The organism is Streptomyces torulosus (assembly GCF_001419765.1).
GTDB lineage: Bacteria > Actinomycetota > Actinomycetes > Streptomycetales > Streptomycetaceae > Streptomyces > Streptomyces torulosus.
On sequence record NZ_LIRK01000210.1, the window covers coordinates 1 to 22645 of the forward strand.

The 22645-nt window shown below is 72.0% G+C and carries 4 protein-coding genes and 1 pseudogene; all 5 read left to right on the forward strand.

Going from position 1 to position 22645, the window contains the following annotated elements; translation table 11 throughout:
* Positions 1-254 (forward strand): hypothetical protein (locus AOK23_RS15640; RefSeq protein ID WP_157878049.1); only part of this gene is annotated, 254 nt, incomplete at its 5' end.
* 149 nt (positions 255-403) lie between these two features.
* Positions 404-4063, forward strand: a pseudogene (locus AOK23_RS15645) (acyl carrier protein); the annotation flags it as partial.
* A 6-nt stretch (positions 4064-4069) separates the two neighbouring features.
* Positions 4070-20404 (forward strand): non-ribosomal peptide synthetase, encoded by a 16335-nt coding sequence (locus AOK23_RS15650; protein ID WP_055713329.1) that lies wholly within the window; start codon positions 4070-4072, stop codon positions 20402-20404.
* 125 nt (positions 20405-20529) lie between these two features.
* Positions 20530-21225 (forward strand): FMN-binding negative transcriptional regulator, encoded by a 696-nt coding sequence (locus tag AOK23_RS15655; RefSeq protein ID WP_055538566.1) that lies wholly within the window; start codon positions 20530-20532, stop codon positions 21223-21225.
* 83 nt (positions 21226-21308) lie between these two features.
* The gene (locus AOK23_RS15660) at positions 21309-22622 is read left to right on the forward strand and encodes a lysine N(6)-hydroxylase/L-ornithine N(5)-oxygenase family protein (RefSeq protein WP_055713330.1); all 1314 of its coding nucleotides are present in this window, start codon (positions 21309-21311) and stop codon (positions 22620-22622) included.
* Positions 22623-22645: the final 23 nt, after the last annotated feature.

A 22645-nucleotide genomic window follows, 5' to 3' on the forward strand; every position in this document is an offset into this window, starting at 1 on the left:
CCCCCGGGCGGGTCACCGTCACCGGCGTCCGGGCGATCCACCACGGGCAGCCGCCGCTGACCCTCGTCCTGCGCGCCGACCCCGGCCCGCTTCAGCTGCGGCTGCGCGGCCGGCGCGGACTGTTCGGGACCGAGGCCGTGCGGGACACCGCCGACCGGCTCGCGGGCGTCCTGCGACGGCTCGCGAACGATTCCCGGGCGGGCGTCTCGCACGCCGGTGAATTCACCGTCCAAGCGGCTCAATTGGTCGGTTGAACAACCTTGTTGGCCAATTAAGCGGCCGATTAGGGTCGTTGCAATCCCCCTTTGTTCCGTCTTTCTTCCGTGTAATTCGCGGACTTGTGTTCCGTATTCGCGCAATTCCCGGAGTCCGGGAAAATCCAGTGAGAGAAGAGGTGTGGAAATTGACCGGCCAACAGCGCTCCGCGGAGGTGGAGTCGGCCCGTCAGGCAGTCGGCGCCGAACGCGCCCTGGTTCTGGAGGAGTTCAACGACACCGGCCGTGAGCTGCCGGTCACCACACTCGTCGCCCCCATCGAGGAGCAGGTCCGGCGCACCCCGGACGCGACGGCCCTGGTCTTCGGCTCCGAGACCCTGACGTACGCCGAGTTCAACGCCCGCGCCAACCGGCTCGCCCACCATCTGGCCGCCCTCGGCGTCACCCCCGGCACCCCGGTCGCGGTCGCCGTGCCGCGCTCCCTGGAGCTGCTGGTCACCCTGGTCGCGGTGGTGAAGGCGGGCGGCGCCTATCTGCCGCTGGACCCCGACTACCCGGCCGACCGGCTCGCCTACATGCTGGAGCACACGGGCCCGGCCTGTGTCGTCGCGGACACCGCCGGGCGGGTGCCGGTGCCGGACGGCATCACCGTCGTCGCCCTCGACGACACCGCCCTCGACGGCCGGCCGGACACCGATCCCACGCCGGCCGTCACACCCGCCCACCCGGCGTACATCATCTTCACCTCGGGCTCCACCGGCCGCCCCAAGGGCGTCGTCGTCCCGCACGGGGCGATCGACAACCGGCTGCGGTGGATGCAGGCGGAGTACCCGCTCACCGCCGCCGACCGGGTGCTGCAGAAGACACCGTCCGGGTTCGACGTGTCCGTGTGGGAGTTCTTCTGGGCGCTGCGGGAGGGCGCGGCGATCGTCGTCGCGGAACCCGGCGGCCACAAGGACCCCGTGTATCTGGCCCGGACCATCCGCGAACAGTCCGTCACCACCTGCCACTTCGTGCCGTCGATGCTCCAGGTGTTCCTCGCCGGGCCCGAGGCGTCCGGCTGCACGGGGCTGCGCCAGGTGTTCTGCTCCGGCGAGGCCCTGCCCCGCGAGGCGGTACGGGAGTTCGGCCGGCTGCTGCCGGGCGTGGAGCTGCACAACCTGTACGGGCCGACCGAGGCCGCCGTCGACGTCACGTACCACCCCTGCGACACCGCCGCCGACGGCCCCGTACCGATCGGGAAGCCGGTGTGGAACACCCGGCTGTACGTCCTCGACGCCGAACTGCGGCCCGTCGCGGTCGGCGAGCCCGGCGAGCTGTACCTCGCGGGCGTCCAGCTGGCGAGCGCCTACCTGGGCCGCCCCGAGATCACCGCCGACCGCTTCCTCGCCGACCCGTACGGGCCCGCCGGGACGCGGATGTACCGCACCGGCGACCTCGCCCGGTGGACCGCCGACGGCGAGGTCGAGTACCTCGGACGCACCGACCACCAGGTCAAGCTGCGCGGGCTGCGCATCGAACTCGGCGAGATCGAGTCCGTGCTGCTCGCCCACCCGGCCGTACGGCAGGCCGCGGTCGTCGCCCACGAGGGGCGGCAGCTGGTCGCCTACCTGGTGGCGGACGCGGGCCCGGCCGGCGCGGCGCCCGGCGCCGGTGTCACCGCCGACGAGCTGAAGGCCGTGGCCGCCGAGCGGCTGCCCGAGTTCATGGTCCCGGCGTCCTTCATGTTCCTCGACACGCTTCCGCTGTCGCCCAACGGCAAGCTCGACCGCAAGGCGCTGCCCGAGCCGGTGTTCACCGGCGGCGAGTACCGGGAGCCCGAGGGCGAGCGGGAGTGGATCCTCGCCGAGGTCTACGCCCAGGTGCTGGGCCTCGACCGGGTCGGCGCCGACGACGACTTCCTCGCCATCGGCGGTGACTCGCTGCGCTCCGTCAAGGTGGTCGCCGAGGCCCGCACCCGGGGCCTGGAGATCACCCAGCGGCAGCTGCTCACCCACCGCACGGTGGCGCGGCTCGCCCCGCACGCCGGCACACCCACCGAGACGTACGACGATGTGTCGGGCCCCCTGGTCCAGCTGAGCGACGAGGACCTCGCCGCCTTCCGCGAGCGTCACCCGAACCTGTCCGACGTATGGCCCCTGACGCCGATGCAGTCCGGGATGCTGTTCGAGTCGATGCTCAGCGACAGCGGCTACGACGCGTACCGCATGCAGACGGTGTTCACCTTCTCCGGCCGGGTCGACCCCGCGCGGATGCGGGAGGCCGGGCAGGGCCTGCTCGACCGGCACCCCGCGCTGCGCGCCGCCTTCGCCCCGGACACCCAGGGCGATCTGGTGCAGCTGGTGGTGGACGGCGTCCAGCTCCCCTGGCAGGAGCTGGACCTGAGGACCCTGGTGCCCGAGGAGCGGAAGGAGGCGTTCGAGCGGTTCCTCGCCGAGGACCAGGCCGTGCCCTTCGACCTCGCCACCCCGCCCCTGGTGCGGATGACGCTGATCCGGCTGGGCGCCGAACAGGCCGCCCTCGTCCTCACCCTGCACCACGCGCTCCTCGACGGCTGGTCCGAGCCGGTCCTCGCCCGGGACCTGCTCCGCCTGTACGCCTCGCACGGCCACCAGGCGCCCCTCCCGCCGGTGCGCGGCTTCCGCGACCACCTCGCCTGGCTCGCCCGGCAGGACCAGCGGGAGGCGGCGGCGGCCTGGGCCGCCGAACTCGACGGCGTGGACCGTCCGACGCTGCTCGCCGGCACGGCCGTCGCCCGCGACGAGGCGTCCGGCTCCGAGATCGGCACCGCGGCCGTCCCCCTCACCGACGAGGAGGCCGCACTGCTGGGCCGTCGTGCCGGGGAACTGGGCGTCACCCTCAACACCCTGGTCCAGGGCGCCTGGGCCGTCGTCCTCGGCCGGCTCACCGGACGCGACGACGTGCTGTTCGGGGCGACCGTCTCCGGCCGGCCGCCGGGGCTGCCCGGCGTCGAGTCGATGGTCGGGCTGTTCATCAACACCCTGCCCGTACGGGTGCGGTACGCCCCCGAGGACGGTCTCGGCACGGTGCTGACCGGCCTCCAGGAGCGGCAGACCGAGCTGCTCGACCACCATCACCAGTCCCTGAGCGGTCTGTACGAGGCCACCGGTCTCGGCGCCCTCTTCGACACGCTGCTCGTCTACCAGGCGTTCCCCGCCGACGAGTCCGCGCTCGCCGAGGCCGCTGCCGCCGCCCGCCTCACCCTCGACGGGACCCGCTCGCTGGGCGGCTCCAACTACCCGCTCACCCTGATCGCCGACACCGAACCCCGGCTGCGGCTCACCTTCCAGTACCAGCGGGGTGTGCTCGACCAGGCCACCGCCGACCGGATCGCCGGCGGCCTCCACACCGTGCTGGCCGCCCTGGCCACCGACCCGGCCCACCCGGTGGGCGCCCTGGACCTGGGCGAGCCGATCGTCGCCGCGACAGAAACCGCGACGGACCGCAAGGCGGACCCGGCGGCGGACAGCGCCACCGACAGCACGGCGGACAGCGCGACGGCGGCCACCGCCGACTCCGCTCCCCTCCCCGCGGCCCAGCAGGCCCTGCGGGACCTGTTCGCGGACGTCCTCGGCACCGAGCCCGAACGGATCGGCGTCCACGACAACTTCTTCAACCTGGGCGTGACCTCGCTGCTGGCGACGCGGATCAAGAGCCGCATCCGCAAGCAGCTCGGTACCGAAGTGTCCATCAAGACGATCTTCTCCAGCCCCACCCTCGCCCAGCTCGCCGACCACATCGCGGCCGCCCCCGCGGCCGCCGGATCCGCCGGATCCCCCGCGTCCAGCCCGAGCAGGCCCCGTCTGCGCAGAATGAACAAGGAGTAGTCCGAAGTGATCCCGTTGTCGTTTGCCCAGCGTCGGCTCTGGTTCATCGACCGCTTCGAGGGCCCCTCTGCCACCTACAACGTGCCCCTCGCCCTCCACCTCACCGGAGAGCTCGACACCCGCGCCCTCGCCGCCTCGATCCGCGATGTGATCGGCCGCCACGAGAGCCTGCGCACGATCCTCTACGACGAGGACGGCATCCCCTACCAGCGAATACTTCCGCCGGAGGAGATCCGGCCCGACATCCCCGTCGTGGACGTCGAGCCCGAGCGGCTCCCCGAGGCCATCGCCGAGGCCGTCTCGTACACCTTCGACCTGTACGCCGAGATCCCGGTGCGCGCCCGCATCCTGCGGCAGGCCCCGGACCGGCACGTCCTGCTGCTGCTCTTCCACCACATCGCCGCCGACGGAGAGTCCGGCGCCCCGCTGCTGCGGGACCTGAGCCTCGCCTACCGGGCCCGCCGCGAGGGCCGCGCCCCCGAGTTCCCCGAACTGCCCGTCCAGTACGCCGACTACGCGCTCTGGCAGCGGGAGCTGCTCGGCGACGAGAACGACCCCGACAGCCTGGTCTCCCGCCAGCTCGCCCACTGGGAGGACGAGCTGGCCGGCCTGGCCCAGCCGCTCCAGCTGCCCCTGGACCGCACCCGCCCCTCGGTGGCCAGCCACCGCGGCGACACCGTCGAGTTCGAGCTGGAGCCGGAACTCCTCGCCCAGGTCGAGGAACTGGCGACCGAGCGCGGACTGAGCGTGTCGATGGTCCTGCAGTCCGTCCTCGCGGTGCTGCTCCAGCAGCTCGGCGGCGGCGACGACATCCCGATCGGCTCCCCGATCGCGGGCCGCGGCGACGAGGACCTCGCCGACCTGGTCGGCTTCTTCGTCAACACCTGGGTGCTGCGCGTCCGCCTGGACGGCAACCCCACCTTCGAGGACGTCCTGGAGCAGGTCCGCGAGCGGGCCCTGAACGCCTACGACAACCAGGACGCCCCCTTCGAGATGCTGGTGGACCGGCTCAGCCCCGAGCGCTCCACCGCCTACAACCCGCTGTTCCAGGTGCTGTTCGCCTGGCAGAACATCACCCGCCCCGAGCTGGACCTGCCCGGCCTCGACGCCCGCCTCGACTTCGAGCAGCTCGACACCAAGACCTCCAAGTTCGACCTGGAGTTCAACATCGCCCGGCACCACGACGGGCAGGGCGCGCGCGGCACCATCGAGTACGCCCTCGACCTGTTCGACCGGTCCACCGCCGAGTCGATCGGCGCCCGCTTCGTCCGCGTCCTGCGGCAGCTGATGGCCGACCCGGCCCTCCCGGTCGGCGCCGTCGACACCCTGGACCCGGCCGAGCGCCGGCGCTTCCTCGTCGAGATGAACGCCACCGCCGAGCAGACCCCGATGGTCACCCTGGCCCGGCTGGTCGAGGAGCAGGTCGCCCTCAGCCCCGACGCCGAGGCCGTCGTCCACGAGGGCACCTCCCTGACGTACGGCGAACTCAACGCCCGCGCCAACCGGTTGGCCCACGTCCTCGTCGAGCACGGCGTCGGCCCCGAGACGGTCGTCGCGCTGTCCCTGCCCCGCTCCCTCGACCTCGTGGTGGCGCTGCTCGCGGTGCTGAAGTCCGGCGGCGCCTATCTGCCGATCGACCCCAAGTACCCGAGCCACCGCCTGGAGTACATCCTCGACGAGGCCCGCCCTCACCTGGTCCTCACCGACTCCGCGACGGTCTCCGTGCTGCCGGGGACGGACGCCCCGAAGCTGTACGTCGACGAGCTGGACCTGTCCGGGGAACCGGCCGGGAACCTCTCCACCGGCGCCCACCCGCACAACTTGGCGTACGTCATGTACACCTCGGGCTCGACGGGCACCCCGAAGGGCGTCTCCCTCTCCCACCACAACATCGTCAACGGCGTCCTCCAGCTCGCCGAGCGCGTCGACATGGGCAAGGACTCGCGGACCCTCGCGGGCACCTCCATCAACTTCGACGTGTCGGTCTTCGAGATCTTCACGACGCTCACCCACGGCGGCACCGTCGAACTCGTCCGCGACGTCCTCGTCCTCGGCGAGCGCGCGGCCCGGGGCGAGGGCTGGAACGGCAGCCTCGTCAGCACCGTCCCGTCCGTCTTCGCCGAGCTGATGGACCACATCGCGGACACCACCAGCGTCGACACCCTCGTCTTCGCGGGCGAGGCGCTCTCCTCGACGCTCGCCGCCCGGGTCCGCGAGGCGTTCCCCGACGTACGGATCGTCAACGCCTACGGCCAGACCGAGAGCTTCTACGCCACCGCGTTCGCCATCGACGAGAGCCGCCGCTGGCACGGCGAGGGCAGCGCGCCCATCGGCACCCCGCTGGGCAACATGCGCGTCTACGTCCTCGGCCCCGGCCTCACCCCCGTACCGCAGGGCGTGGCGGGCGAGCTGTACGTCGCCGGCAACGTGGCGCGCGGCTACCACGGCCGCGCCGAGCTGACCGCCGACCGCTTCGTGGCCGACCCGTACGGGCCGCCCGGCTCCCGCATGTACCGCACGGGCGACCTCGCCCGTTGGAACGCCGAGGGCCAGCTGGAGTACCTCGGCCGCGGCGACACCCAGGTCAAGGTGCGCGGCTTCCGCATCGAGCCCGGCGAGGTCGAGGCCGCGCTGACCGCGCACCCGGGCATCGCCCAGGCCGCCGTCGTCGCCCGCGCCCACGGCACCACCAAGCAGCTCGTCGGCTATGTCGTCCCCGCCTACAGCAGCGACTCCACCAGCACCGACCTGCGCGCCGGCGTCGAGACCGCCGACCTGCGGGCCTTCGTGGGGCAGCGGCTCCCGGACTTCATGGTCCCGTCCGCGTTCGTCGTCCTCGACCGGCTGCCGCTCGCCCCGAACGGCAAGCTCGACCGCAAGGCGCTGCCCGAGCCGGAGTTCACCGCGGGCGCCTACCGGGCCCCCGGCACCGAGCGCGAGCGCATCCTCGCCGAGGTGTACGCCGAGGTCCTCGGCCTCGAACGCGTCGGCGTCGACGACGACTTCTTCGCCGTGGGCGGCGACTCCATCCGCTCCATCCAGGTCGTCTCCCGCGCCCGCGCCCAGGGCGTCGAGGTCACCCCCCGGCAGATCTTCGAGCGCCGGACGGCCGCGGAACTGGCCGCCGTCGCCTCCGAGCAGTCCACGGCCTCCGTCGTCCTGGAGGAGTACGAGGGCGGCGGCACCGGCGCGTTCCCGCTGCTGCCGATCGCCGAGTACATGCTCGAACTCGGCGGCTCCCACGACCGCTTCTCCATGGCCGTCCTCGCCGAACTCCCCCTCGGCATCGACCGCGCCGGCCTGGTCGCCACCCTCGACGCGGTCCTCGACCGCCACGACATCCTGCGCTCACGGCTCGACGCCGGGGCCCGCCGGATGATCGTCGGCGCGCCGGGCACCGTGGACGCGGACACCCTGCTGCGCCGCGTCGGCTGCGACGGCTCGCAGGCCGCGGACGAGCTGGTGGCCGCCGAACTCGACGCGGCGACCGGCCGTCTGGACCCGGCCGCCGGGGTCATGGCCCAGTTCGTGTGGCTCGACCCGGCCGACCCGGAGGCCCCCGGCCGCCTGATCATCGCCCTGCACCACCTCGTCGTCGACGGCGTCTCCTGGCGCGTCCTCCTGCCCGACCTCGCCGCCGCCTGGCAGCAGGTCAAGGAGCGGGGCCGGGCGAAGCTGACGGCCGCCGGCACGTCCGTACGCCGCTGGACGCACGCCCTGATCGAGGAGGCCCGCTCCCCGGAGCGCACGGCCGAGCTGGACCTGTGGAAGCGGGTCCTCGACGGGCCCGACCCGCTGCTCTCGCACCGACCGCTGGACCCCGCCGTCGACACCCGCGGCTCCCTCGACTTCGTCCGCGTCCAGCTCCCCGCCGACGTCACCGAGGCCCTCCTCACCACCGTCCCGGCCGCCTTCCACGGAGGCGTCAACGACGGGCTCCTCGCGGCCCTCGCCCTGGCCGTCACCAAGTGGCGCCGCGCGCGGAGCGTCTACGAGTCCTCCACCCTGATCAAGCTGGAGGGCCACGGCCGCGAACAGGACGTGGTCCCCGGCGCCGACCTCTCCTCCACGATCGGCTGGTTCACCAGCCTGTACCCGGTCCGCCTGGACGTCGCGGGCATCGACCTGGACGAGGCGTTCAAGGGCGGCAGGGCGGCAGGAGCCGCTGTGAAGGCCGTCAAGGAACAGCTCCTGTCGATCCCGGACAAGGGCCTGGGCTACGGCCTGCTGCGCTACCTGAACGAGGCGACCGCGGCCGACCTGAACGCGCTCGGCTCCACCGGCCAGATCGGCTTCAACTACCTCGGCCGTTTCTCCTCCGCCGACATGCCCGAGCATCTGCGGGGCAATGGCTTCACGCAGCTCCGCGAGCTCTCCGCGCCCCTCGACGAGGACATGCCCGCCATGTCGTCCCTGGAGATCAACTCCCTGGTCGTCGACACGGAGGACGGCGCCCGGCTGGACGCCGGCATCGGCTTCCCGGCGACCCTCTTCGCGAAGGAGGACGTCGAGGAGCTGGTGGACCTGTGGTTCACCGCGCTGACCGCCCTCGCCCGGCACGCCGGCCAGGAGGACGCCGGTGGTCTCACCCCCTCCGACCTGCCCCTCGTGGACGTCACCCAGCAGGACGTCGAGCGGTGGGAGGAGACCTACCCCGGCCTCACCGACGTGTGGCCGCTCACGGCCCTCCAGTCGGGCCTGCTGTTCCACACGATGCTGAACGACGACTCCTGGGACGCCTACCAGATGCAGATGTCGTTCCACGTCACCGGCGAGGTCGACGCGGAGCGCATGCGCACGGCGGGCCAGGCCGTCCTGGACCGGCACCCGAACCTGCGGGCCGCGTTCGTCACCGACTCCGCCGGCCGCCAGGCCCAGGTCATCGTGGACGGCGTCGAACTCCCCTGGCGGGAGATCGACCTGACCCACCTCCCCGAGGAGGAGCGCGAGGAGTCCTTCGAGCGGTTCCTCACCGCGGACCACGCGCAGGCGTTCGACCCGGCGGTCCCGCCGATGCTCCGCATGACCCTCGTCCGGATGACGGGCGAGACCTCCGAGCTGGTCCTCACCGCCAACCACGTCCTCTTCGACGGCTGGTCCTTCCCGCACCTGATGAAGGACCTCCTCCACCTGTACGGCTCCGGCGGCGACCCCTCGGTCCTGCCCCGCGTCCGCGGCTTCAAGGACTTCCTCACCTGGCTCGACCGCCAGGACCACGAGGCGTCCCGGCAGGCCTGGGCCCGCGAACTGGAGGGTGTCGAGGAGCCCACCCTGCTCGTGCGGGGCGGCGCCCCCGCCACCGGCAGCCAGGGCATCGGCTCCGTCGACGTGCCCCTGCCCCTGGACGAGGTGCGCAGGCTCACCCGCCGCGCCTCGGAGCTGGGCGTCACCGTCAACACCCTGGTGCAGGGCGCCTGGGCGGTACTGCTCGGCCGGCTCACCGGACGCCGGGACGTCGTGTTCGGCGCGACCGTCTCCGGGCGGCCCCCGGCGGTGCCGGACGTCGACTCGATGGTGGGCCTGTTCATCAACACGCTGCCCGTCCGCGTCGAGTACGCCCCCGGAGACTCCCTCGCCGACGTCCTCACCGCGCTCCAGGGGCGGCAGGCCGCGCTGCTCGACCACCACCACCAGGGTCTGAGCGAGATCCAGCAGAGCACCGGCCTCAGCTCCCTCTTCGACACCCTGGTCGTCTTCGAGTCGTACCCGGTGGACCGGGCCGGCCTCGACGAGGCCAACGCGGCGGCAGGGATCGCCTTCACCACCATCCGCCCCTCCACGGGCACCCACTACCCGCTGACCGTGATGGCGGACGCCGACCCGCATCTGCGGCTCGCCCTCCAGTTCCAGGAGCACGTCCTGGACCGGGCCGCCGTGGAGTCGTACGCGGCGCGGCTCGCCCTCGTCCTGCGGCAGCTGGCGGACGACCCGGCCCTGCCCGTCGGTCTGGTCGACCTCCTGGAGCCGGCCGAGCACGAGCGTCTGCTGGAGCTGAGCGGCACCACAGCGCCCCGCCCCGACACGACCGTCACCCGGCTCATCGAGAAGCAGGCCGCGGCGACCCCGGACTCGATCGCGCTCGTCTGCGAGGGCGCCCGGACGACGTACGAGCAGCTCAACTCCCGCGCCAACCGGCTCGCCCGGCTCCTCGTCGACCGCGGTGTGGGCCCGGAGACCGTCGTCGCCGTGTCCCTGCCCCGCTCGACGGAGCTGGCCGTGGCCCTGCTGGCGGTGCTGAAGGCGGGCGGCGCCTATCTGCCGATCGACCCGAAGTACCCGAGCCACCGCCTGGAGTACATCCTCGGTGAGGCCCGCCCGACCCTGGTCCTCACGGACGCGGAGACGGTCGCGGTGCTGCCGGACACCGACACGCCGAAGCTGTACGTCGACGAGCTGGATCTGCCCGCCGACGACAGCGACCTCGGCCGCCCGGTCCATCCGCAGAACCTCGCGTACGTGATGTACACCTCGGGCTCCTCCGGCACGCCCAAGGGCGTCGCCATCACCCACGCCAACGTCGTCAACGGTGTGCTGGGGCTCGCCGCCCGCATGGGCATCCAGGCCGGCTCCAAGGTCCTCGCCGGTACGTCGATCAACTTCGACGTCTCCGCGTTCGAGCTGTTCACCACGCTCGTCCACGGCGGCACGGCCGAGATCGTCCGGGACGTCCTGGTCCTCGGCGAGCGCGACCACTGGCGGGGGGCCGTCGTCAGCACGGTGCCGTCGGCGTTCGCGGAACTCCTCGACCAGATCGCCGACCGCACCTCCATGGACACGGTCGTCTTCGCGGGCGAGGCCCTGTCGTCGACGCTCGTCTCCCGGGTCCGCGAGGCGTTCCCCGGCGTCCGCGTCGTCAACGCCTACGGGCAGACGGAGAGCTTCTACGCGACCACCTTCGACGCGGGCGACTGGGACGGCACGGGCAGCGCGCCCGTCGGCACCCCGCTGCCCAACATGCGGGCGTACGTCCTCGGCGCGGGCCTCACCCCCGTACCGCCGGGCGCCGTCGGCGAGCTGTACGTCGCCGGGAACCTGGGCCGCGGCTACCGCGGACGGCCCGACCTGACCGCCGACCGTTTCGTGGCCGACCCGCTCGGCGAGCCCGGCTCCCGGATGTACCGCACGGGTGACCTGGCCCGCTGGACCGAGGACGGGCAGATCGAGTACCTCGGCCGGGGCGACACCCAGGTCAAGGTGCGCGGCTTCCGTATCGAACCCGGCGAGGTCGAGGCCGCCCTCGCCTCCCACCCCCAGGTGACCCAGGCCGCGGTGATCGCCCGCAACGGGCGCGGAACCAACGCCGGCAAGGTCCTCGTGGCGTACGTCGTGCCCACCGCGCCCGACGCGGTGGACGCCGACGAGCTGAGCGCCCACGCGGCCCGCAAGCTCCCCGAGTTCATGGTCCCGGCCGCCTACGTCGTCCTCGACCGGCTGCCGCTGATGCCGAACGGCAAGCTCGACCGGGCCGCGCTGCCCGCCCCCGAGTTCGCCGGAGTGCCCTACCGGGCGCCGCGCACCAAGCGGGAGGAGATCCTCGCCCGGCTGTACGCCGAGGTTCTCGGCGTGGACGAGGTCGGCATCGACGACAACTTCTTCAACCTGGGCGGCCACTCGCTCCTCGCCACCCGTCTGATCAGCCGCATCCGCACCGAACTGGGCGTGGAGATCCCGATCAAGGTGGTCTTCGGCTCGCCGACGGTCGCCGAGCTCACGGCACAGCTGTCCTCCGGCGACACCGTCCGCACCCCGCTGCGGCGCCTGCGCACCCGCCCCGAGAAGCTGCCGCTGTCGTTCGCCCAGCGCCGGCTGTGGTTCATCGACCGGTTCGAGGGCCCCTCGGCGACGTACAACATCCCGATGGCGCTGCGGCTCACCGGCGACCTGGACACCGAGGCGCTCGCCGAGGCGATCCGGGACGTCGTGGCCCGGCACGAGAGTCTGCGCACCGTGTACGCGGAGGACGTGGACGGCACGGCCTACCAGGTCGTCCTGGAGCCGGGGCAGTACAGCCTCGCCGTCCCGGTCGTCGAGGTGGCGGCGGACGACGTGGCGGACGCGGTCGCCCGCGCGGCCCGGCACCACTTCGACCTCGCCCATGACGTCCCCGTCAAGGCGGGCATCCTGCGCGTCGGACCGGGCGAGCACATCCTGACCCTGCTCATCCATCACATCGCGAGCGACGGCGAGTCGATGGCCCCGCTGATCCGGGACATCTCCACCGCCTACGCGGCCCGCCGCGAGGGCCTCACGCCCGAGTTCGCCGAACTGCCCGTGCAGTACGCCGACTACACGATCTGGCAGCGGGACCTGCTCGGCGACGCCACCGACCCGGACAGCGTGCTCGCCGCGCAGTCCTCGTACTGGCGGCGCGAACTGGCCGCCGTACCGCAGCCGCTGAGGCTGCCCGTGGACCGGCCGCGCCCGCCGAAGGCGAGCTACCGGGGCGAGATGCTCGACTTCCGCCTCGACGACGACCTCCTCGTCGCCGTGGAGAAGCTGGCCCGCGAGCACGACGTGACCGTGTCCATGGTCATGCAGTCCGTCCTCGCGGTGCTGCTGCACCAGCTCGGCGGCGGCGACGACATCCCGATCGGCTCCCCGATCGCCGGCCGCACCGACGAGGCCCTCGCCGACCTGGTCGGCTTCTTCGTCAACACCTGGGTGCTGCGCGCCGAACTGTCCGCCAACCCCACCTTCGAGGAGCTGATCGCCCAGGTCCGCGACAAGGCCCTGGCCGCGTACGCCAACCAGGACGCCCCCTTCGAGCGCCTGGTGGAACTGCTCAACCCCGAGCGGTCCACGGCCTACCACCCGCTGTTCCAGGTCATGTTCGCCTGGCAGAACTTCGCGCAGGCCGACTTCGACCTGCCGGGCCTGAACGTCGCGTACGTGCCGACGCCGACCGGGACCGCCAAGTTCGACCTGTTCTTCAACCTCACCGAGGTGACGGGACCGGACGGACGCGAGGTCGAGGGCCTGCTGGAGTACGCCTCCGACCTGTTCGACCGGGAGACGGCCGAGCGCGTCGCCGACCGGTTCGTCCGGGTGCTGCGCCAGCTCGTCGCCGACCCGGCGGCCCGCGTCGGCGCGGTCGACCTCCTCGACGAGGCCGAGCGCGACCAGGTGCTGCACCGCTTCAACGACACCGCCGAGCCGACCCCGCACCTCACGGTCGCCGAACTCGTCGAGAAGCAGGTCACCGCCACCCCGGACGCGGTGGCGATCGTCTCCGGCGACACCACGCTCGCCTACTGGGAGCTGAACGCCCGCGCCAACCGGCTCGCCCGCGAACTCGTCGCCCACGGCGTCGGCCCCGAGACCCTGGTCGCGGTGTCCCTGCCGCGCACCGCCGACCTCGCGGTCGCTCTGCTCGCCGTCCTCAAGTCGGGCGGCGCCTACCTGCCGATCGACCCCAAGTACCCGAGCCACCGCCTGGACCACATCCTCACCGAGGCGGCCCCGGCCCTCGTCCTCACGGACACCGAGACCGTGTCGGTACTCCCCGAGACGGACCTGCCGAAGCTGTATCTGGACCGGCTCGACCTCACCGACCGCTCCCCGGACAACCTGCCGGTCACCGCCCACCCGCAGAACCTGGCGTACGTCATGTACACCTCGGGCTCGACCGGTGTGCCGAAGGGTGTGTCCCTCAGCCACCACAACATCGTCAACGGTGTGCTGCGGCTGATCCCGAGGGTCGGCGTGAAGAAGGGCTCGCGGATCCTCGCGGGCACCTCCATCAACTTCGACGTGTCCGTCTTCGAACTGTTCACGACGCTCAGCGTCGGCGGCAGCGCCGAGATCGTCCGGGACGTCCTCGTCCTCGGCGAACGCGACAGCTGGAACGGCACGATGATCTCCACCGTGCCGTCGGCCTTCACCGAGCTGCTCGACCAGCTCGCCGGCCGCCTCACCGTCGAGACGGTCGTCTTCGCCGGCGAGGCCCTGCCCACCGCCCTGGTGGAGCGGATGCGCGAGCAGATCCCCGGCGTCCGCGTCGTCAACGCCTACGGCCAGACCGAGTCGTTCTACGCCACCACCCACACCGCGAACGGCACGGCGGCGGCCGGCGGCACCGGCAGCGCCCCCATCGGCACCCCGCTCGGCAACATGCGGGCGTACGTCCTCGGACCGGGCTTCACCCCGGCGCCCGTGGGCGTGGTCGGCGAGCTGTACATCGCCGGTGATGTCAGCCGCGGCTACCGCGGCCGGCCCGACCTGACCGCCGAGCGGTTCGTCGCCGACCCGTTCGGCCCGCCCGGCTCCCGGATGTACCGCACGGGCGACCTCGCCCGCTGGAACGCCGACGGGCAGCTGGAGTACGCGGGACGCGCCGACTCCCAGGTCAAGGTGCGGGGCTTCCGCATCGAGCCCGGCGAGGTCGAGGCCGCGATCACCGCGCACCCCGGCGTCGCCCAGGCGGCGGTCGTGGTCCGCGAGCACGGCAAGACCAAACAGCTCGTCGGCTACGTGGTCCCGGCGGACGCGGGGACGGACGGTGACGGCGCCGGACAGCTCGGCGGCACCGACTTCGACCTCACCGCCGGACTCACCTCACGCGACCTGCGCTCGTTCGTCTCCGACCGGCTCCCCGAGTTCATGGTCCCGGCCGCCTTCGTCGTCCTCGACCGGCTGCCGCTCGCCCCGAACGGCAAGCTCGACACCAAGGCGCTGCCCGAACCCGAGTTCAGCGGCGGTGAGTACCGGGCGCCCCGCACCCCGGAGGAGGAGATCCTCGCCGCCGTGTACGCCGATGTCCTCGGCCACGGCCGGGTCGGCATCGACGACGACTTCTTCGCCGTCGGCGGCGACTCCATCCGCTCCATCCAGGTCGTCACCCGGGCCCGCGCCCAGGGCGTCGAGGTCAGCCCGCGCGAGATCTTCGAGCACCGCACGGTCGCCGAACTCGCCCGCGTGGCCCGCACCACCGGCACCGCCGTGCTCCTGAAGGAGTTCGAGGGCGGCGGCACGGGCACCCTGCCGCTGCTGCCGATCGCCCAGTACATGCTGGAACTCGGCGGCGACTTCGACCGCTTCTCCATGTCCCTCCCGCTGGAACTGCCCCTCGGCATCGACCGGTCCGGCCTCATCGCCACCCTCGACGCCGTGTTCGACCGCCACGACCTGCTCCGGTCCCGGCTGACCGGCGCGAGCCTGGAGGTCACCCCGGCGGGCTCCACCGACACCGCCTCACTGATCCGGCGCGTCGCCTGCGACGGGACCTGGGACGAGACCTGGCTGCGCACGGCCGCCGCCGAACTCGACGCGGCCACCGGCCGACTGGACCCGGCGGCCGGGGTGATGGCCCAGTTCGTGTGGTTCGACCCGGCCGACCCGGAGATCCCCGGCCGGCTCCTCATCGCCCTGCACCATCTGGTCGTCGACGGCGTCTCCTGGCGCATCCTGCTCCCCGACCTCGCCGAGGCGTGGAAGCAGCTGAAGGAGAACGGCACGGCGGAACTCCCGTCGGTCGGCACCTCCGTACGCCGCTGGACGCACGCCCTGATCGAGGAGGCCGGCTCACCGGAGCGCACGGCCGAACTGGAGCTGTGGCGGGGCATCCTCGACGGCCCCGACCCCCTGCTGGGCTCCCGCCCGCTGGACCCGGCCGCCGACACCCGCTCCACCATGGACCACGTCTCGCTCCGCCTCCCGGTGGAGGTCACCGAGGCCCTCCTGACGAAGGTCCCGGCGGCCTTCCACGGCGGCGTCAACGACGCCCTCCTCGCGGCCCTCGCCCTCGCGGTGACCAAGTGGCGCCGCGGCAGGGGGGTGGACGAGCCGTCGACGCTGGTCCGCCTCGAAGGCCACGGCCGTGAACAGGACGTCGTCCCCGGCGCGGACCTCTCCTCCACGATCGGCTGGTTCACCAGCATGTACCCGGTCCGCCTGGACACGACGGGCTTCGACGTGGACGAGGCGTTCGAGGGCGGTGCCACGACAGGCGCGGTGGTGAAGTCCGTCAAGGAGCAACTCCTCGCGATCCCGGACAAGGGCCTGGGCTACGGCCTGCTGCGCTACTTGAACGAGGGGACCGCGGCCGACCTCGGCGCTCTCGGCGCCGCCGGGCAGATCGGGTTCAACTACCTCGGCCGCTTCTCCTCCGCCGACATGCCGGAGGAACTCCGCAACCTCGGCTGGACCCAGCTCCCCGACGTGGCCCTCTCCCCGGACCTGGGCGGCATGCCCGCCATGACCACCGTCGAGATCAACTCGGCGGTTATCGACACCGACCTCGGCGCCCAGCTCGACGCCTCCGTCGGCTTCCCGGCCGGCGTCCTCACCCGCACCGAGGTCGAGGACCTCATGTCCCTCTGGTCGGACGCCCTGAAGGCGATCACCACCCATGTCACCGAGGACCCGACGGCCGGCGGGCTCACCCCCTCCGACCTGCCCCTCGTCGACGTGACCCAGCGGGACATCGAGCAGTGGGAGGAGACGTACCCCGGCCTCACCGACGTCTGGCCGCTCACCGCGCTCCAGTCGGGCCTGCTCTTCCAGTCCCTCCTGGACGACGACGCGGCACACGACGCGTACCAGATGCAGATCGCCTTCCATGTCTCCGGCCGTATCGACCCGGGGCGCATGCGGGCCGCGGGCCAGGCCGTACTCGACCGCTACCCGAACCTCAGGGTGGCGTTCGTGACGGACTCCGCCGGACGGCAGGTCCAGGCGGTCGTGGACGGCGTCCGCCTCCCCTGGCGGGAGGTCGACCTGCGCGCACTCCCGGAGCGGGAGCGGGAGGAGGCGTTCGAGCGGTTCCTCGCCGAGGACCACACCGCCCACTTCGACCCGGCGGCCCCGCCGCTGCTGCGGCTGTCCCTGGTCCGGATGACCGACGACCGCTCCGAACTGGTCCTCACCGCCCACCATGTGCTGTTCGACGGCTGGTCCTTCCCGATCCTGATGCAGGACCTGCTCCACCTGTACGGCTCCGCCGGCGACCCGGCCGTCCTGCCCCGCACCCGCGGCTTCAAGGACTTCCTCACCTGGCTGTCCCGCCAGGACGAGGCGGAGACGGCCCGCGCCTGGGCGGCGGAACTGGCGGGCGTGGAGGAACCCACTCTCCTCGCGCCGCCCGCCCCGGCCGGCGACGCGGAGGCGGACCCGGCCACGGACGGCGGTGACCCCGGTGTCGGCCAGCTCGACGTACGACTGCCGCTCGACGAGGCCCGCGCCCTCAACCGCCGTGCCTCCGAACTCGGCATCACCGTCAACACGCTCGTCCAGGGCGCCTGGGCGGTCGTGCTGGGCCGGCTGACGAACCGCGAGGACGTCATGTTCGGCGCGACCGTCTCCGGGCGGCCGCCGACGGTGACCGACGTGGACTCGATGGTCGGACTCTTCATCAACACCCTGCCCGTGCGCGTCGAGTACGGCCCCGGCGACACCCTCGCCGACCTGCTCACCGGGCTCCAGCGGCGCCAGGCCGCGCTCCTCGACCACCATCACCACGGGCTGAGCGAGATCCACCGGACGACCGGGCTGAGCACCCTCTTCGACACCCTCGTGGTCTTCGAGTCGTTCCCGGTGGACAAGGAGGGCATCGACTCCGCCAACAGCGCCGCCGGGATCGCCTTCACCGGCATCCGCCCCTTCTCCGGCACGCACTACCCGCTGACGGTGATGGCGGCCGCCGACCCGCACCTCCAGCTGGTCCTCCAGTACCAGCGGGGCGTCTTCGACCAGGACACCGTCGAGGCGCTCGGCGGCCGGCTCGTGCGGGTCCTCAGGCAGATGGCGGCCGACCCGTCGGTCCCGGTGGGCCGCGTCGACCTCCTCGAACCGGCCGAGCACGAGCGGCTCGCCGAACTGAGCGGCACCCCGGCCGACACCCCGGCGCTGACCGTCGCCGCACTGGTCGAGCGGCAGGTCGCGGCCACCCCGGACGCGCCGGCCGTGGAGTACGGCGACACGACGCTGACGTACGCGGGGCTGAACGCGGCGGCCAACCGGCTCGCCCGGGAGCTAGTCGCCCACGGCGTCGGCCCGGACACCGTGGTCGCTGTGTCCCTGCCCCGCACGGAGGGCCTGGCGGTGGCCCTGCTGGCCGTGCTGAAGGCCGGCGGCGCCTACCTGCCGATCGACCCCAAGTACCCGAGTCACCGCCTGGAGTACATCCTCGGCGAGGCCCGGCCCCAACTGGTCCTCACCGACTCGGGGACGGTCTCCGTACTGCCCCCGACGACCGTGCCGAAGCTGTACGTCGACGAGCTGATCCTCCCGGCCGACGACACGGACCTCGGTCGCCCGGTCCACCCGGAGAACCTCGCGTACGTGATGTACACCTCCGGTTCGACGGGCACCCCGAAGGGCGTCGCGATCACGCACTCCAACGTGGTCAACGGCGTGCTGCGGCTGGCCGGCCCGGTGGGCATGGCGCCCGGCCGCCGGATGCTCGCGGGCACCTCGGTCAACTTCGACGTCTCGGTGTTCGAGCTGTTCACCACCCTCGCCCACGGCGGCACCGTCGAGATCGTCCGCGACGTGCTCGCCCTGGGGGAGCGGGACCGCTGGCAGGGCTCCGTCATCAGCACCGTCCCGTCCGTCTTCGCCGAACTCGTCGACCAGCTCGCCGGCACCACCACCGTCGACACCCTGGTCTTCGCGGGCGAGGGCCTGCCCTCCGGCCTCGTACGCCGGGTCCGGGAGGCCTTCCCCGACGTCCGGGTGATCAACGCGTACGGCCAGACGGAGAGCTTCTACGCCACCCTCGCCGAGGTGGGCGACGCCACGGCCGGCGCCCCGATCGGCGCCCCGCTCGCCAACATGCGGACGTACATCCTCGGTCCGGGGCTCACCCCGGTACCGCCGGGCGCGGTGGGGGAGCTGTACGTCGCGGGGAACGTCGGACGCGGCTACCGGGGACGCCCCGAGCTGACCGCGGACCGGTTCGTCGCCGACCCGTTCGGCCCGCCCGGCTCCCGCATGTACCGCACGGGCGACCTCGCCCGGTGGAACACCGACGGGCAGCTGGAGTACGCCGGCCGAGGCGACGTCCAGGTCAAGGTGCGCGGCTTCCGCGTCGAACCCGGCGAGGTGGAGGCGGCCCTGACGGCCCACCCGGGCGTCGACCGGGCCGTGGTCGTCGCGAAGCCGTACGGGAACAGCCGGCGTCTCGTCGCCTACGTGGTGCCCGGCGCCGACCTCGACACCGACGAGCTGCGGGCCCACACCGCGGGCCGGCTCCCGGAGTTCATGGTCCCCTCCGCGTTCGTCCACCTGGACCGGCTGCCGCTCGCCCCGAACGGCAAACTCGACCAGCGGGCGCTGCCCGAGCCCGAGTTCACCGGCGAGGCGTACCGGGCGCCGCGCACCGGCCGGGAGGAGGCCCTGGCGGCCCTCTTCGCGGAGGTCCTCGGCCTGGAGAAGGTCGGCATCGACGACGACTTCTTCTCCCTGGGCGGCCACTCCCTCCTCGCGGCCCGGCTCGTCAGCCGCGTCCGCCGGGAACTCGGCTGGTCGCTGCCCATGCGGGCGGTGTTCCAGGCGCCCACGGTGGCCGGGCTCGCCGCGCACGGCACGCAGGCGGTGGGGGAGAACACCGACCCGTTCGCCCGCGTCCTGACCATCAAGCCGGGCGGGGACCGCGAACCCCTGTGGTTCGTGCACCTCACCGGCGGTCTCGCCTGGCCCTATCTGTCCTTCGCCGGGCATCTGCCCGCCGACCGGCCGGCGTACGGCATCCAGTCGCCCGCGTGGTCCGCCGTGCGGGACCAGGTGGCCGGGAATTCCCCGGAGCAGGTCTCGCCGTCGAATTCCCTGCCGAATTCGCTGGAATCCCTGGTGACGGATTACGTCACGGAGATACTCTCGATTCAGCCCGAGGGACCGTTCCATCTGATCGGCTGGTCCTTCGGCGGGGCGGTCGTCCACGCGATGGCCGCGGAACTCCAGCGCAGGGGCCACGAAGTCGCCCTCCTCGGTCTGCTCGACGCGGCACCGAGCGGCCACTTCGCGAACGACCCGGAACTCGAACTGGCCCAGGTGCGCACCCTCCTCGGCGCATTCGTCGGAGAGCTCGGCGGGAACGTCGGCGGAACGGACCAGGAAAGCCTCCTGGAGACATCGTCGGAGTTCGTGGTCCACCACGTCGAACTGCTGAAGGACTTCACACCGCCGGTCTTCACGGGCGACGTGCTCTTCTTCAACGCGACGCTGAACCCCGAGGCGCCCTACACGGACCAGTGGGCACCGTACGTCGACGGCGAGCTGACGGCGTACGACGTCCACAGCACCCACCACGAGATGTGCCTTCCGGCGCACGCCGCCGGAATGGCGGAAGTCATCGGCCACAAGCTCGACGAGCTCGACAAGGCCCAGGACGGCAAACCGTCCTGACCCCCTCGCGGGGACCCCTACCCCCCGGTCCCCGCGAATCCGTCCCCGGGGCGCACCCACAAGGAACGCCCCGGGGACGGAAAAACCCTCAGAAAGCGCCCCGCGCCGAGAATTGGTAGGTCCGAATGTTCGTTCCCGATCCGTACCGGGAGCCGGACGGCTCGTGGATGACCGAGCTGATCCGCCTCAACCCCTTCGCCCTGCTGGTGTCCAACGGCCCCGCCGACGCCGACCCGTACGCCACCCACCTCCCCGTGATCCGCGACCCGGAGTGGACCGGCGCATGGACCGAGAACCTGGCCGGCGGCCGCCTCATCGGCCATATGAACCGGGAGAACCCGCACTGGACGGCCCTGGAGAACGGCACGCCCGTCCTCATCACCTTCACCGGACCGCACGCCTATGTGTCGCCGACGGTCTACGACATCACACCGGCCGCCCCCACCTGGGACTTCACCTCCGTCCACGTCCACGGTGTCTTCGAGAAGATCGAGGCCGCCGCCCCCGGTGAGGACTCCCTGGAGGTCTGCAAGGACACCGTCAAGGCCTACGAGCGCGACTTCGGCGCCGCCAAGGCCTGGGACATGTCCCGCTCCATCGACTACTTCGCGACGATCCTGCCCGCGGTGGGCGCCTTCCGCGTCGAGATCACCGGCGCCGAGGGCATGTTCAAGCTCAGCCAGGAACAGGACGAGGAGATCCGCGAGCGGGTCCGCGAGGACTTCGCCCTGCGCGACTCCAGCCAGTACCGCGAGACGGCCGAACTCATGGATCGCATGGAGAAGACCGGCACCATCAAGGGCTGCCCGGTCCACCACTGAGTTCAACTGTCCACCCAGTACCGCCGTTGACGCTCCAAAAAGGCGCAACGTACCTTTCCAGCACACCACTTGCGGGAGAATTCATGGAAGCGAACACCGAAGCGTACGAGGTCGTGGGAATAGGTTTCGGACCGGCCAACCTCTCGCTCGCCATCGCACTGGAGGAGCAGCGCGGAAAGGACGAGAAGCAGCTCACCGCGGCCTTCTTCGAGAAGCAGCCGTCACTCGGCTGGCACCGCAACATGCTGCTTCCCGACACCAAGATGCAGATTTCCTTCCTGAAGGATCTGGCGACCTTCCGCAACCCGGCCTCCCAGTGGAGCTTCATCGCCTATCTGCACGCCGCGGGCCGTCTCGCGCAGTTCGTGAACAACCAGAACTTCTTCCCCACCCGGAACGAATTCCACGACTATCTCGAATGGGCCGAGTCCAGTTTCTCGGACCGTGTCACCTACAACTCCGAGGTGAACGCGGTCCACCTGCCCGACGGACACGCCGGCGGCACCGTCGACACCGTCCGCGTCGAGGTGAAGGACAACGGCCCGCGCGGCGGCACCCGCCTCGTCGAGGCCCGCAACCTCGTCATCTCCACCGGCCTCGTCCCGAAGATGCCCGACGGAGTCAACCGCGGCGAACGCGTCTGGCACAGCTCCGAGTTCCTCGGCCGGTTCAACACCCTCGACCGGAGCCGGGTCCGCCGGTTCGCCGTCGTCGGCGCCGGCCAGAGCGCCGCCGAGATCACCCGGTTCGTCTACGACACGATCCCGGACGCCGAGGTCTACGCGATCATGCCGTCGTACGGCTACTCGATCGCCGACGACACCCCCTACGCCAACCGCATCTTCGACGCCGACGCCGTCGACGACTACTACGGCGGCACCGACCGCACCCGCGAGTCGTTCTGGCGCTACCACCGCAACACCAACTACGGCGTCGCCGACGACGAGGTCATCCGCGACCTCTACCAGCGCGCGTACGACGACGAGGTGGCCCGGATCAAGCGCCTCCACCTGCTCAACCTGTCCCGCGTCCAGCGGGTCGACCAGACCGCCGACGGGGCCCGGCTCACCATGCACTCCGTGCGCGACGACTCGGTGTACGACCTCGACGTCGACGCGATCGTCTTCGCCACCGGCTACGACTCCATGGACCCGACCGCCCTCCTGGGCGACCTGGCGCCGTACTGCCTGCGCGACGACGAGGGCCGCCTGCGGGTCGAACGCGACTACCGCCTCGTCACGAAGCCCGAGCTGAACGTCGGCATCTACCTCCAGGGCGGCACCGAGCACACCCACGGCCTCGCCTCCTCGCTGCTGTCCAACATCGCCATCCGCAGCGGCGAGATAGCCGACGCCATCGCCATCGACCTGGCGTCACGCCAGCACACGACCGTCTGACACGACCGCCCCGAGACCGCGGC